The 15635-nt window shown below is 44.6% G+C and carries 11 protein-coding genes and 1 tRNA gene; 1 reads left to right on the forward strand and 11 read right to left on the reverse strand.

Annotated features, from left to right (window positions below; translation table 11 throughout):
* Window positions 1–134 precede the first annotated feature (134 nt).
* From G636_RS0102285 to argH, 7 genes are all read right to left on the reverse strand, one after another.
* On the reverse strand, window positions 135–1154 hold the full coding sequence (locus G636_RS0102285) for a GGGtGRT protein (RefSeq protein WP_026506702.1): 1020 nt from the start codon (window positions 1152–1154) through the stop codon (window positions 135–137).
* A 21-nt stretch (window positions 1155–1175) separates the two neighbouring features.
* Complete coding sequence (locus tag G636_RS0102290) at window positions 1176–1868, reverse strand: iron-sulfur cluster assembly scaffold protein (protein ID WP_026506703.1); 693 nt, start codon at window positions 1866–1868, stop codon at window positions 1176–1178.
* A 206-nt stretch (window positions 1869–2074) separates the two neighbouring features.
* Window positions 2075–2749 (reverse strand): UDP-N-acetylglucosamine pyrophosphorylase, encoded by a 675-nt coding sequence (locus tag G636_RS0102295; RefSeq protein WP_026506704.1) that lies wholly within the window; start codon window positions 2747–2749, stop codon window positions 2075–2077.
* A 67-nt stretch (window positions 2750–2816) separates the two neighbouring features.
* Complete coding sequence (locus G636_RS0102300) at window positions 2817–4958, reverse strand: DNA topoisomerase (RefSeq protein WP_035778518.1); 2142 nt, start codon at window positions 4956–4958, stop codon at window positions 2817–2819.
* A gap of 200 nt (window positions 4959–5158) precedes the next feature.
* Window positions 5159–6337 (reverse strand): hypothetical protein, encoded by a 1179-nt coding sequence (locus tag G636_RS0102305; RefSeq protein ID WP_026506706.1) that lies wholly within the window; start codon window positions 6335–6337, stop codon window positions 5159–5161.
* Window positions 6338–6460: 123 nt separating this feature from the next.
* Window positions 6461–7546, reverse strand: a complete 1086-nt coding sequence (gene asd / locus G636_RS0102310) for an aspartate-semialdehyde dehydrogenase (protein ID WP_026506707.1) — start codon at window positions 7544–7546, stop codon at window positions 6461–6463.
* 360 nt (window positions 7547–7906) lie between these two features.
* On the reverse strand, window positions 7907–9289 hold the full coding sequence (gene argH, locus G636_RS0102315) for an argininosuccinate lyase (protein WP_026506708.1): 1383 nt from the start codon (window positions 9287–9289) through the stop codon (window positions 7907–7909).
* 257 nt (window positions 9290–9546) lie between these two features.
* Between argH and G636_RS20785 the strand changes: the two genes are divergently transcribed.
* The gene (locus tag G636_RS20785) at window positions 9547–10974 is read left to right on the forward strand and encodes a WecB/TagA/CpsF family glycosyltransferase (protein ID WP_242826900.1); all 1428 of its coding nucleotides are present in this window, start codon (window positions 9547–9549) and stop codon (window positions 10972–10974) included.
* Between the two features lie 97 nt (window positions 10975–11071).
* Here the strand turns inward: G636_RS20785 and G636_RS0102325 are convergent.
* The 4 genes from G636_RS0102325 to glgB form a co-directional block, all read right to left on the reverse strand.
* Window positions 11072–11144 (reverse strand) — tRNA-Thr (locus G636_RS0102325).
* A gap of 118 nt (window positions 11145–11262) precedes the next feature.
* Window positions 11263–11727: a hypothetical protein gene (locus G636_RS0102330; protein WP_026506710.1), complete on the reverse strand. Its 465-nt coding sequence runs from the start codon at window positions 11725–11727 to the stop codon at window positions 11263–11265.
* 105 nt (window positions 11728–11832) lie between these two features.
* Window positions 11833–12825, reverse strand: a complete 993-nt coding sequence (locus G636_RS0102335) for a mechanosensitive ion channel family protein (RefSeq protein WP_051226407.1) — start codon at window positions 12823–12825, stop codon at window positions 11833–11835.
* Window positions 12826–12845: 20 nt separating this feature from the next.
* A complete protein-coding gene (gene glgB, locus G636_RS16980) occupies window positions 12846–15452 on the reverse strand; it encodes a 1,4-alpha-glucan branching enzyme (RefSeq protein WP_051226408.1) in 2607 nt (868 codons plus the stop codon).
* Window positions 15453–15635: the final 183 nt, after the last annotated feature.

Genomic DNA, 15635 nt, shown 5'->3' on the forward strand with positions numbered 1-15635 from the left:
AAAAAGAGCCCCGTAAGGAATCACAATTACTGCAATTCCTTAGGGGCTTTTTTTGCCGAGTATTTTATCAATCATTGCAGGCGCTCCCATCATCAAAGGATGGTGCCTGCATATATAATAGGATCAGTCAGTGATCAGAACTTGCCAGCCTTTGCAGCCTCTTCGATTGATACTGCTGTAGAAACAGTCATACCAACCATGGGGTTGTTACCAGCGCCGATCAGACCCATCATCTCAACGTGAGCAGGAACTGAAGAAGAACCAGCGAACTGAGCATCAGAGTGCATACGTCCCATAGTATCTGTCATACCGTAGGAAGCAGGACCTGCTGCCATGTTATCGGGATGAAGTGTACGGCCTGTACCACCACCAGAAGCAACTGAGAAGTACTTCTTGCCAGCTTCTGTACGCTCCTTCTTGTAAGTACCTGCAACAGGGTGCTGGAATCTTGTAGGATTGGTGGAGTTACCTGTGATGGAAACGTCAACGTTTTCCTTCCACATAATAGCAACGCCTTCCTGAACATCGTTAGCGCCGTAGCAGTTAACCTTTGCACGAGGTGAATCAGCGTCCTTGGAGTAGCACTTTCTGAATACTTCCTCAACCTCACCTGTGAAGTAGTTGTACTTTGTCTCAACATATGTGAAGCCGTTGATACGGGAGATGATCTGAGCAGCGTCCTTACCAAGACCATTCAGGATAACCCTGAGGGGCTTTGTACGAACCTTGTTAGCCTTCTCTGCGATACCGATAGCACCCTCAGCTGCTGCGAATGACTCGTGGCCAGCCAGGAATGCGAAGCACTCTGTATCCTCTTCCAGGAGCATCTTGCCCAGGTTACCATGTCCAAGACCTACCTTACGGCGGTCAGCAACGGAACCGGGAATACAGAAAGCCTGAAGACCGATACCGATAGCTGCAGCAGCATCAGCTGCCTTTCTGCAGTTCTTCTTGATAGCGATAGCAGCACCTACTGTATAAGCCCACTTAGCATTCTCAAAGCAGATAGGCTGAATGCCTTCGATCAGGCTGTAAACATCAATGCCGGCAGCCATTGTGATATCTTTACACTCTTCGATGGAAGAGATGCCATACTCCTTAAGGCAAGCCAGGATCTGGGGCTCTCTTCTTTCATATGATTCAAATAAAGCCATTATTTTTTCCTCCTTACCTTATTACTGTTTTCTGGGATCGATGAATCTTGCAGCGTCAGCTACACGTCCGTACTGACCCTTAGCCTTCTCAAGAGCTGTGTTAGCGTCGTCACCAGCCTTGATGAAGTCCATCATCTTACCGAAGTTAACGTACTTATATCCGATGATCTCATCATTTTCATCCAGAGCAAGATCTGTGATATAACCATCTGTCAGCTCAAGGTAACGAGGTCCCTTGTCAAGAGTACCGTAAGTAGTACCAACCATTGAACGTGATCCCTTACCAAGATCCTCAAGACCAGCACCGATCTGAAGACCGTCTTCTGAGAATGCAGACTGTGTTCTGCCGTATACAATCTGAAGGAAGAGCTCTCTCATAGCTGTATTGATAGCATCACATACAAGGTCTGTGTTAAGAGCTTCAAGAACTGTAAGACCGGGAAGAATCTCAGCTGCCATAGCAGCGGAATGAGTCATACCGGAACAACCGATTGTCTCTACCAGAGCCTCCTGGATAACACCTTCCTTAACATTCAGTGACAGCTTACAGCCACCCTGCTGAGGAGCACACCAGCCAATGCCGTGTGTGTAACCGGAAATATCCTTTACTTCTTTGGACTGTACCCATTTAGCTTCTTCAGGTATGGGAGCAGCGCCATGATGTACCCCTTGAGTAACGGGACACATATTTTTTACCTCTGTTGAGTAAATCATGTAAAAATCTCCTTTCGTATTTTCCAAGAGCATCACCATAAAACGAATCAAGAAGTTGATGCAGAGCATCCCCTTCAAATAATCCGCAATGGTCATCACTCAAGTGCCTCTTATTTGAATAGCCGCTTTAATTTTGCCACATCACAACAAAAAAATCCATAGATAGAAGCAAAAAGAGTTAAAAAAATGTCAAAGATGACCGGTGCTCAATCCTCTACCTTCTCTACGATGTGATCCTTGTCCTTGTAGATATGATTTGCAGGAATGCAGCCTCGCACGCAGGAAGTGGGATAGATATTACTCCATCTGCCCACTACTGTACCGGGATTGAGTACGCTGTTGCAGCCTACTTCCACGTGATCACCCAGCATAGCGCCAAACTTCTTAAGACCGGTTTCTACATTAACATCCTTGTCCTTGACTACTACCAGCTTCTTGTCACTCTTTACATTAGAGGTAATGGAGCCTGCTCCCATGTGAGCAAAGTGACCAAGCACCGAGTCACCTACATAATTGTAATGAGGTACCTGCACCTTGTTAAAGAGGATCACATTCTTGAGCTCTGTTGAATTACCTACGACTGCGCCTTTGCCTACAATGGCATTACCTCTGATAAAGGCACACTGCCTGATCTCAGCATCCTCGTCAATGATGCAGTAGTCTCCAATATAAGCTGTGTCAAATACCGTGGCACTCTTTGCGATCCATACATGCTCACCCTTTTTCTCAAACTTGTCAGCAGGAAGCTTTGGTCCAAGCTCTGCTATAAAGTCCTTAATCTTCGGGAGCACATCCCAAGGATACTTGCAGCCTTCAAATATGTCTGCTGCAATGGTTTCATTCAGGTCATACATGTTTTTGACAGTATAGGATTCGATCATTTTTATTACCTCCGTAATATTTTTTAGATATCTATGCTTTGAATCAATCTATTCTATTTCCACCACTTCAGGATTTGCCTGCCTTCTTTTTATCAGGATAATAACTGTCAAGAGCTCTGAATCTATCCATTAGCTGGTTCTTGTAATTATTCTCCTTGACCAGGCTTATACGCCTGGATACAAAATCATCCAGCTTCTGCATATACTCATCCTCAGATATATTACCCTCAGCCACACCGGTAAGGCCCTTCTCCCAGGATGCAGTCAGTGCGGGATTGAGCATAGGCCTCATGGATAGTGACACTGTCTCATAGACCATTTCGCCCAGCTGAGTAGGTGTTATGATCTGGGTCTTCTTATTCAGATTCAGGTATTTTATGGCAAAGAGCTTGGAGAGTATTCCTGCCCTGGTGGCAGAAGTACCTATACCACTGCCCTTTATCTGGCTTCTGAGTTCCTCATCTTCTATAAACTGACCTGCATTTTCCATTGTCAGTATCATGGAACCGGAATTGTATCTCTTGGGCGGGCTGGTCTCACCCTCTTTTACGTTCATATCCTTTACAGGAAGCTGTGTTCCCTTCCTGATCTTTGAGAGTTCTTCCACAAAGGCTTCATCTGTTACTTCTTCATCTTCGCCGCTTTTGTTTTCGCTGCCGGCGCTCTCCTGATCCTCGTCAGCTTTGGCAGATACGCCTGTGCTTTCCTTGGCCTTTTCATCCTTTTTCTTAAAGAAAGAATAATCCATTACATGCAGATAGCCCTTGGATATCTGCACCTTAAAGCTGGCATAGAAGTGTTCCTCATAAGGCTGTCCATCATCGCCGGTGCCTGCGAGAGACGGATCAAGACCGGCAAAAAGATCCAGGCTCACCTTCTGGTACTGAGCAGCAGGGAAAAATATAGCAAGAAACCTCCTTACTATTATCTCATACACCTTGCGGGCTGTGGGGCTGAGAGATGATAATGCTGACAAGCCCTGTCCTGTAGGTATGATCGCATAGTGATCGGTTATGGCTTTGTCATTGCAATATCTGCTCTTTTCTATTGTCTTGTAGGATCCATGTGAAAGTATGCTCTTTGCATAGATAGCAGCCTCTTCATATGATGTCAGACCCTTGATGTTCTGATCTATGACCTTGCATATAGCTGATGACAATACCCTGGCATCGGTTCTGGGATAGGTTGTCAGTTTCTTTTCATATAATTCCTGAGCTATATTAAGGGTCTCATCAGGACCTATTTTGAAGAATCTGGAGCAATCATTCTGAAGCTCCGCCAGATTATAGAGAAGAGGAGCATTTTTGGATTCCTTCTTCTTTTCCACCTTGGCAGCTTTCAAGGTCAGGGGATCCTTTGAAGCACGGCAGAGCTCTATGAGCCTGTCTGCATCCTCCCTTTTCTTGAAGCCCTTTTCAGAATACAGAACCGGTGAATTATTGTATTTGCTCTTATCGTTTACTCTCCATTCTGCATCAATAGCCCTGCCTCCTGCATCCACAGAAGCAATCACACGGTAAAAGGGCGTCTTCACAAAATTTCTGATCTCCCTCTCCCTGTCTACAACGATACCCAGTACACAGGTCATGACACGTCCAACAGAGACTACGCCCTTTGGAGCATTAAGATAAGTCTTGATATTATAGCCATACTTGAGAGTCAATGCCCTGGAGAAATTGATACCCATCAGGTAATCTTCCTTGGCCCTTAGATATGCAGCAGCTCCCAGATTGTCATAGGCAGAATCATCCTTGGCTTCCCTGATACCACGCAGTATCTCTTCTTCAGTCTGGGAATCTATCCATACACGCTTGCGTACCTTATCTTTGACTCCGGCCTGGCGATCAACCAGTCTGTAAATATATTCTCCCTCTCGTCCCGAGTCGGTGCAGATATATATGGTATCCACATCCTCCCTGTTAAGTATTCCCGATACGATATTAAACTGCTTCCTGACATCAGGAATAACTTCGTATTTGAATTCCTTTGGGATAAAGGGCAGGGTATCCATAGACCATTTGGCAAACTTTTCATCATATATTTCCGGATAACTCATTGTCACCAGATGGCCCACGCACCATGTAATTATTGAGTCTTCAGATTCCCAGTAGCCATCTGCTTTCCTGTATTTGGGACCGCCGCCGTTTTCTATGGCAGCTCCAAATGCCTGGGCCACACTGGGTTTCTCTGCGATATATACTTTCTTCAAACCATACCTCTTGCCTAGTTTTATTGATCTTATGATGATCCTTTGATGATCTCAAAAGCTGTCACAAGCTTTTGTCCATAAATATAGAATATGGGAGCTCAATATCAATACAATAAGAGAGCCCCCATTATCGCTATTTTCTGCTTCTGCATTCTCATGAAGAGAATGTGTTCTTTTGCAATTCCCTATAGGCAATCAGATCAGGCCTGCTGCTTTTTCTTATCTTCTCTGATCCTTCTTGAAACAGCCTTTGCCTCAGCCTTTGCTGCCTTTTCCTTTTCCTTGGCAGCCTTAAGCTCTTCCTTGCTGGGAGCCACATACCTCTCCACTCTTGTATTGCTTGTAATATAGTTCTTGAGCTTGTCCACATTATCAAACATGCCGTCAAGGCGAACATCTCTTGATCCGTCATAATAAAGAGTATATTCCTTGCCTTCCCTGGTCAGCTCATAGTTATCAATATCATTTTCAGACAACACTTCTCTGTCCTGGAAGAGACGGTGCACAGCAATACGTCCCTTGTTGATGACCAGCCTCAGAGTGATCCTGTCTTCAATATAATATGCTGCGATCACAGCAAATACAGTAACCAAAAGAGCTATACCCACTGTAGAAGCAAAGATTCTGCTGCCAGCGTTGTGGATACGGTCATAGTAAAGGCCATCAACTACAAAAGCACCATATAATACAGCAATCTTCAGAGCTGTCATCAGTAAATGACTGCTCTTATTCATCTTTACTTCAAAACGTGTATCTGTAGGATTCTCAACCGGATCTGAGAATACATCCTTCCTGTTCTCAAATACAGCACCGGGATGAGCTTTCCTTGAGGAAGCAACCAGGAAGAACAGAGCCGCTACCCATACCAGATTGGCAAGGGCAAGAAGCACGATAGCCTTCACGCTGAAATGCCCCGCAAATCCATACCATACATATGCCACAAGATAGGTCATAGGAGCCAGCTGCAGCAGACCCTCGATCACCAGCATGATGGGGTTATTGTCATGATAAGGAATAAATGAGAGCTTCATCATAGTGCCGGGTATCTTGTTGTAATAAACAGGATTAAAGATCCTCCAGAAAAGGAGCCAGATTATACCGCAAAGGATCAGCATCATCACAATAGATGCAGTACTATATGAAAAGCCTTCTCTAAGATGCCAATAAATATAATAGATCATGGGAATGCCGCCTGTCATAAGTGACAGATGGAAAGAAATGCTATTAGCCATACCCTTGACTGTAAGCAGCTTTCCTACAACGAGTCTGAGTATGATAGCGATAAGGCCGATAGCTGCCACATCCCACACACCAAACTCTTTGCCCACAAAAGGCATCCAGAGAATCAAAGAATCGACGAGTAACTGTAAGGTAATCATTTTTGAAATCCTCCCCTTATTTTTTTCCATAAAAAAACCGGTCGCCTCCCTATACAGACGACCAGTTAATTATAAAACATTAGCCGGGGAATTTCCACAAGCTATCTTAACTCATTAATGTGATCATTTAGCCTCAATGAAGCCAAGAGCCTTGAGAAGCTCTGCACATTCAACAGCACCACCTGCTGCTCCGCGAAGTGTGTTGTGGGACAGGCCTACAAACTTCCAGTCATATACGCTGTCTGTACGAAGCCTGCCGATGGATACGCCCATTCCGCCTTCATAATTTACATCCAGAGCTACCTGAGGACGGTTATCCTCTTCCATATACTGGATGAACTGTGAGGGAGCTGAAGGAAGCTTCAGTTCCTGAGGAAGACCCTTGAAGTTAACAAGCTTCTCGATGAGCTCTTCCTTAGTAGCTTCTTTACGGAACTTAACAAAAGCAGCTGCTGTATGGCCATAAAGTACAGGTACTCTGATGCACTGTGTTGTGATAACAGGGCTCTTTGCAGGTACGATCACGCCGTTCTCGATAGAACCGAAGATACGAAGGGGCTCCTGCTCAGACTTCTCTTCTTCACCTGAGATGAAGGGAATAATGTTGCCTACCATCTCGGGCCATTCCTTGAAGTTCTTGCCTGCACCTGAGATAGCCTGATATGTAGTAGCTACTACTTCGTAGGGATCATACTCTTTCCATGCTGCCAGAGCAGGTGTATATGACTGAATGGAGCAGTTGGGTTTAACAGCGATGAAGCCCTTAGTGGTTCCCAATCTCTTCTTCTGGAATTCAATGACATCTGTATGTCCGGGATTGATCTCCGGGATGATCATGGGAACATCAGGAGTCCAACGATGAGCACTGTTATTGGATACAACAGGAGTCTCAGTCTTTGCATACTCTTCTTCAATAGCCTTGATCTCGTCCTTGGACATATTAACAGCTGAAAGGATGAAGTCTACATCAGATGCTACTGTCTTAACATCTGTTACATCCTTGATCACCAGGTTCTTAACAGCTTCAGGCATAGGATCATCCATCTTCCAACGATCGCCTACGCTCTCTTCATAGGTCTTGCCAGCACTACGGGGGCTTGCTGCAACAGTTGCTACCTCGAACCAGGGATGATTTGCAAGAATGGAGATAAATCTCTGTCCAACCATACCTGTTGCGCCAAGAACTGCTACTTTTAACTTATTACTCATAATTCCTGCTCCTTGATTGACTTTTATTTCTCTTATAATATACCTTACTGCTTTTGAGAATCTTTTTAGCAATTATAGACTCTTCTTAATGATTGTGGAAGAGTTAAAATAACATATTTTCATTCATATTCTGCAGTATTATATAAAAAATGCATAAATATTCATTCTCAAGCTAAATCCAGCGAATACATTCTTGGATAAAATATCCAAGAACGTATGCAAATAGGCCATTTGAGAGCGGCTAGGGCCGCTGGGCCTATTTGCCTGATTCATACTCTCACGAAACACGCAGTAAATGCGTGTTTCTGAAGGTTAATCTAATAATACATACATATTTCTGAAAGACCCCTCATTTTCGGTTTACCTATATTGCGTAATATAATCTTCGTTGATCTTTATAACCTTTTTCATGGCATCAGGGCCGGGAGCGCCGATGGTAAGCCTCTTTTGCACGCAAGTCGCAAGACTGATGGCATCAAAGACATCACTGTCAAAATGCTCGTCAAAGCCCTTAAGCTCCTCTATGGTCAGCTCATCTATAGCACAATTCTTGTCTATACAATAAAGGACTATCCTGCCGATCACACTGTGAGCATCCCTGAAGGGTACTCCCTTAACAACCAGATAGTCAGCCGCATCGGTGGCATTGGTAAAGCCTCTCATAGCGCTCTTCTCCATGACATCCTTATTGAATACCATGGTACGCAGCATATCTGCAAAGAGTGTCAGGCATCCTATGGCATTGTCCATGGCATCAAAAGCTGCTTCCTTGTCCTCCTGCATATCCTTGTCATATGCAAGGGGGATACCCTTCATTGTAGTAAGAAGGCTCATGAGATCACCGTAGATCCTGCCTGTCTTGCCCCTTACAAGCTCAGCGATATCAGGATTCTTCTTCTGAGGCATGATTGATGAGCCTGTAGAGTAGGCATCATCTATGGTCACAAACTGATACTCGTTGGAATTCCAGATGATCACCTCTTCAGCAAAACGTGACAGATGCATCTGCATAATGGAAAGTGCTGACAGATACTCAATAAGATAATCCCTGTCAGATACTGTATCCATGGAATTAAGAGTAGGTCCCTTGAAATCCATGAGGGACGCAGTCATATCCCTGTCCAGAGGATAAGTGGTACCCGCAAGAGCGCCGGAGCCTATGGGGCAATAGTTCATACGCTCCAGTATATCCAGCATCCTTCCGTGATCTCTCTTAAACATTTCCACATAAGCTCCAAGGTGGTGAGCCAAAGTCACAGGCTGTGCCTTCTGAAGATGAGTAAAACCGGGCATATAGGTCTCTATGTGCTCCTTTTGCAGCTCCAATAGCACAGAAAGCATATGAATGAGAATATCTGCAGTCTCCTTTACTTTATCCCTGGTATAAAGTCTCATATCCAGAGCTACCTGATCATTTCTGCTCCTGCCGGTATGCATCTTCTTGCCTGCATCTCCAATCCTCTTTATAAGATTAGCTTCCACGAAGCTGTGAACATCCTCATACTCGCTTGTGATAACAAGAGCGCCGTTATCTACATCCTTCATTATGGAGTCCAGTCCCTCAAGGATGGCATCCCTTTCCTCTTCATTTATGATCCCGCATGTAGCCAGCATGGTCACATGAGCTTTGGATCCTCTTATATCCACCTCCAAGAGTCTCTTATCAAAGCTGATGGATGCATTAAAATCCCATGCAAGCTGATCGATATTACCTGTAAATCTTCCGCCCCAGAGCTGAGCCATTAACTTTCCCTCCTGACACTTTTTGAATAAACGTTCCAAATGATTTTTCATAAATAATAGTGTATTTTTATAAAAAAGGCAATTACTGATATCAACTTTTCTCAAATGGCTTAGTGCTTCTGCTTAATAATTGATAGTAAATCCGCACTGACTTTTTTGTCATCTTCAGCTTCACCGGATGCCTCAGCGACTGGCAAACCCTTGTCCTATATGATATAATTTTCGATTAGATATCATTAATAATAAGCAGGTATAAAATGAACAGGAAAAATTATCCCGTAAGGCGAGTTTTCGTTATAGATGAGTTTTCGATCATTATAGCCATGTGTCTGGCTATTACCATCAGATATGACGGCGACCTAATCCAATTTCACATTCTGCACAGCGGACTATATATGTACATTTTGCTGACGCTGTGCATATTTCATGTAATAGTTTTCTACATATATGATCTGAGGAAGCCTTCAATATTCGAGCAGGACCCTTTCGAAAATCTGATCACCGTAGCCAAGAGCAGATTCATACTCCTGGCCATGTGTATGCTATATCTCTATGTAGCTCAGAGAGGCGTGCAGACTTCGAGAGTGGTGGTGGGACTCCTCTTTGTATTTAGTGTCATCATAGATTACGCACTGAGGATCATATACAGACATCATCATATAAGACGCTTTGGCCTTGGAGTCAAAAGACATGTACTCAAGGTCTCTTATCCCTATCCCGATGAAGAGAGTCTTAGAAAGACTATAATCGAAGGCTCCTATGATGACCTTCTGATCCTGCAGGACGGAGCTTCCCAGGACGAACTGACTGCCGTCATGAAGGCTGCAGACAGGATAGGCATCAGAGCCTACTGTTCACTAATGGCCGGTTATTATACCGCAAGGAGCGGTATCGTCACAGACATAAAGAGCTATGCTTCCATACCTATCTCTGTCAGAAAAGATAAATTCCATCTCTTTGGCATAGAATATTCCATAGGACGTACAGAAGAAGCAGTACTTCACGTGATCAGACATGCAAAAGAGCTGTCCGGCAAATACGTATGCTTTTCAAATGTACACACCTCTGTCATGGCAAGGGAAAATCCTGAATATGCCCATGTGCTCAACGGCTCTGCCTTCACCTTTCCTGATGGCAATCCCATAGCAGTACTCCAGAGAAAAAGAGGTCTGTCAGGTGCCGATCGTATAGCCGGGCCCGACTTTATGGAGCATATGTTCAGAAACACTCAGGATGGTAAACTCAGTCATTATTTCTACGGTTCCAAGCAGGAAACCCTGGACAGATTAAAAGAAAACCTGGAAAAGAGATATCCCGGAATAGTGATCAAGGGAATGTACTCTCCTCCCTTCAGAAAACTCTCCGAAGAAGAAGACAAAGAGCATGTGGAAATGATCAATGCTGCCGGAGCTGATATAGTATGGATAGGTCTTGGTGCTCCCAAGCAGGAGAAATGGATGAAAGACCATGAAGACAAGATAGACGGCATCATGATGGGCGTTGGTGCAGGCTTTGACTTCCATGCAGGCACCATAAAGCGTGCTCCCGACTGGATCCAGAAGATAGGCTTTGAATGGCTCTACAGACTCTTCCAGGATCCCTCAAGACTTATCAAGAGATACTTTATAACCAATATTAAATTCTTTTGGTATATAGCTATGGAATCCCTCAAAAAGGGCTGTTAAGAACCAGAGACAAGCAAAGCAAGAAACTTACATATACGGCAAAAGGCTATCAGTTCCCGGAACTGATAGCCTTTTTCATATCAAGCGATCATCATAAAGCTGGAAAAGGGACTCGAACCCTCGACCTACTGATTACGAATCAGTTGCGCTACCAACTGCGCCATTCCAGCACTTGGCGAACTTTGCCAACAAAGAAGATTATACTAGGCCCGCAACTCTTTTGCAAGGCATAGAAGCTATATTTATCAATGCTGCCTGGGCTTAACCAGTCACGAATAATGGTCAAAATCAAAAGCCTTTCATCAGCTTTGCAAAAGGCCCTATAGCATCCTGGAGGTCCTGTATAGCGGTATTAAGCCCCTCAAAGTCAATCTCAGACATGGACTTGACCGCAGATGTGAGACTCTCTGTATTATCCTCTACCATAGTATTAAGATTATCACCGGCTGTGGTGATAGTCTCCGTCATGCTATCAATATTATCCAGGGAGCTGCTGGCCTTATCCACCATATCCTGGGCTGATGTCACTGCTTCAGATACCTTATCAACAGCATCGCTGGCCTTATGAAGAGTGGACATAACCTTTGGCACCACTATAATGGCGCATACAGCTATTACAACCGCAATAGCCAGAGTAAAGATCGCAGTCAGTCTTGCCAGATAGGTCTGCTTCTTCTCTACTTCCATCAGCTCTTTAAGACTTTTTTCAAGGCTGGTCTGGTCTTCAGATACTTTGCTTTCATGTCCTATCATAGTATTCTTTTAACTCCCCCAAGATTAATAATAAGTGCATGGATGCACTTCTATGTCATATACAAGGATGTATTTTGACATGTCCAGAAGTGCACGGATGCACTTCTATGTCATATGTACATCAAGCTGAGGAAATGCGATCTCAATACCCTTCTCCTTAAGGGCATTGTAGATATTTTCCGTCAATGTCCATTTCGCCCTGAGATAATCACAAGCATTCACCCAGCATCTGACTGACAGATCCACGCTGCTATCTGCAAGATCAGCTACTACAACTTCCATCTCTCTGTCTTTGAGGATATACTTTGATGCCCCTGTGGTGGACAGGAGTACCTTCCTGGCTTTATTAATATCCGTACCATAGCTTACTCCCACCTTGACAGATAAGAGCCTGACCCTGTTGCCTGTGGAATTGGTCAGAGATGTATTAGCCAGATCTCCATTGGGGAGCACTATAAGCCTGTTATCTGCAGTGATGAGCTTAGTGGTAAACAGAGATATCTCCTTAACAGTGCCTTCGTGTCCATGGGTATCTTCGATAATATAGTCCCCAAGTGTAAAAGGCTTGGTGAGAAGGATGAGTATTCCGCCTGCAAGATTCGACAAGGTTCCCTGTATCGCAAGACCTATGGCTACACCTGCAGAACCCAGCAGTGCCAGGACACCTGCAGTATTAACGCCCAGCTGGGCTGCAACTGCAAAGATCAGGAGCACCTTTAAGGTGACATTCATGAGCATAGAGAGAAAATGTACCTTGCTCTCATCTATCTGAGCCCTCTCCATGGACCTTCTGAAAGCCTTGACCAGTGAGTCAATGATCTTCCAGGCTATAACGGTGATGACTATTGCAAGTGCGATGTGGATAAGGAGACCTGTAGCCTTCCTTGGCAATGTTTCCAGATATTCATCCAGTAATGATGGAGTCACTTTCTCATCGGAGAGATTGGAAATCACCTCAGCAGCCTGCTCCTTGACTGCCGTGATAGCGAGGTCAGCATCAGAAGCCGCGCCTTGCACAGCCTCTGATACTCCCTCTGCTGCGTTCCCTTCTCCGGAAGCTGCCGCAATTATTCTGTGAGCAATATTAAATAAATACATTTTATATCTTGGACCTTACCTTATTTTTTACTGTTATTTTTCTTTGCCGTGCTTTTCTTTGCAGGGGCTTTGGATGAAGAACTGCCTGAAGCCTTTGCTGGCTTTGTTGAAGCAGCCTTCTTCGCAGTCTTCTTTGATCCGGTCTTAGAAGCTGTTTTGCTTCCTGTTTTTGACGCTGCGCTCTTAGGAGCTTTTGCCTTATCTGCTGCGTCCGGCGCTTTATCCCCACTTTCGCCCAGCTTCTCAAGAGCTGCATCTGACACGATAGCAAAGATCCTCTCTTCCTCTATCTTGTCATATTTTTCTTCTATAGCCTTTTGCTGCTCAGCAAGCTCTTTTTCATACTTGGCTTTCAGCTCAGCCAGAACCCTGGCTTCTTCCTGTTCATGCCTGGTCAGCAGCTCCTCGCGGTTCTTCTCCTGCTCCTCTAATTTCTTAAGATGAGCCTGCTCTCTTATACTGCGAATCTGCTTCTCCTTCTCTGTATAAGGTATATAAGAGAATACAGCCAGTGACAAAGGAGCCATGTGCACAGGTATGGAATAATTCCTGCCATCACATTCCTTGAGTGCAGCCTCTATCTTTCTGTCATTGACAATACCGCTGCCTCCAAAGGAGGTGTCATCGGTATTGAGTATCTCTTCATAGCGGCCGTCCCTATTGACACCGATCTGAAGCTCTCTCTCAACGCCAGCCATATTCATGACGATCAGCAGATCATCCTCAGGTCTCTTGCCCATTCTGGCAAAGGCTACCATACACAGATCAGCAGCCATGGAATTGATCCATTCAAAGCCATCTGCTGTATCATCCTGTTCATAAAGGGCAGGATGGTTAAAATACATCATATTGAGATGATAGAGGAAGTTCTCAAGCTCAAGGCCTGTCTCCATGCTCACAGCATGCTTGCCATGAAAGAGCATCTTCCTGCCGGGATGGACCATCATATATGCCAGAGCCATACGTACTCCCGCATCCTTCATGGCATCATCACCGGGCATCATCTCACGAAGCTGAGGATATCCGCCTATATCTTCATGAGAAAAGGCCAGGATGAATCTCTCAGTATATGAATACATCATGGAGAAGGTCAGTTCATTATGATGCTGGCCTCTGAGTATGGGATCATACCTGAGGTAATTGAGGAAATCATGAGACCAGCCATTGTTCCATTTAAAGTCAAAGCCCAGGCCGCCCTCTTCCACAGAATCTGTAAGATGAGGCCAGCATGCAGTCTCCTTGGTGATAAGGAGTACTCCGGGATCAAACTCTCTGACCTTGCTGGTGATATCCCTCAAAAAATCCACCGCTTCCAGATTCTCATAGCCGCCGTAGATATTGGGCATCCACTCACCGGGCTTCCTGTCATAATCAAGATACAGGATCTTGGAGACATCAGTAAGCCTGAGGCCGTCCGCATGGAACTTATTCAGCAGGAACAGAGCATTGGCTGAGAGGAAATTCACCACCTGCTTCCTTCCGTAATCAAATATCAGCCTATTGGTCCCCGGCTGAGTTCCCTTCACCGGATCATCATATTCATAGAGGCTGTGTCCGTCATAATAGGACATACCGTAGTCTCTCTTGGGAAAATATGTTGCTGTCCAGTCCAGGATGACCCTGATACCCTCTGCATGCATCCTGTCTACAAAAGCCATAAAATCTGCTTCTGTACCAAACTCAGACTTAATAGCATAGAAACAGTTAACATCAAATTTGTGTTCATTATCATGCTCGCAAACAGGAAGGAGTTCTATGGCATTAAAGCCGTTGGACTTCACAAATCTGATGACCTTATCAGCAAGATGAGTGTAATTGGTACTCTCCCCGTCCTCTTCACAGGTCTGAGCAAAGCTGTCCAGAGTCAGCTCGCATATTGAAAGAGCACTGACAGTCTTCTCGTAATCCTTCCTCTGCTTCATCCATGAAGAGTCGGTCCATTTATAGTCATATTCAGGAGCAACTACGCTCACCTCGCCGGTATAATCCGTCGCCTTTCTGGCATAGGGATCGGGACGCAGGAATATATCACCACCCCTTGTCTTGCACTCATACTGATATGACGTTCCTTCGCCTATATCAGGAATAAATATCTCGAATATGCCATTCTCATCAACCTTGCGCATCTGGTTGATCCTGCCATCATGACCGTTGAAATCACCAACAACAGACACTCTGCCTGCATTAGGAGCCCAAAGGGCAAAGTTAACACCTTTTACTCCGTCTCTCTCACATATATGAGAACCCAGCTTCTCGTATATAGTGTCATGCAGTCCTGAATTAAATCTGATGCAGTCTTCCCTGGTGATAGTGGATGCAAACACATAAGGGTCATGGAAGCTGATCTTGTTGCCTTCCTTATCCACTGCTTCATAGTGATATGTCAGGTCCTGTTTATAAGGCAGAAGCGCTGCAAAAAAGCCTGACTCATCCTCAAGCTCCATCTTGTAACTCTTCTTATCAGAAGCCTTGACCGTGATCTCCTCAAGGTCGGGCCTGAATGTCTGGATCAGAATGGAATTGCCTACTTTGTGTGCTCCCAGAATACGATGGGGATCATTGCCGTCAGAATAGATTATCTCTTCGATCTCCGGCCAGTTCATCAGCTTGTACAATCTGTCGTTCACGCGTGAATCCTCCGTTATCAGTATTTAGATGCCATTACTATAGGTGCAGAAAGGGGCAAAGAAAAAAGCCCTTTGCATTACAAATATTAAAAAGAGAAATAAAGAGAAAATAAAAAGCCTCCCTCTGCATAACATTCTATCACTAATATGCGCGTTTGTAACCATTCACTCACAATTGACAGG

This window comes from Butyrivibrio sp. MC2013 (assembly GCF_000424585.1).
Classification (GTDB): Bacteria; Bacillota; Clostridia; order Lachnospirales; family Lachnospiraceae; genus Butyrivibrio.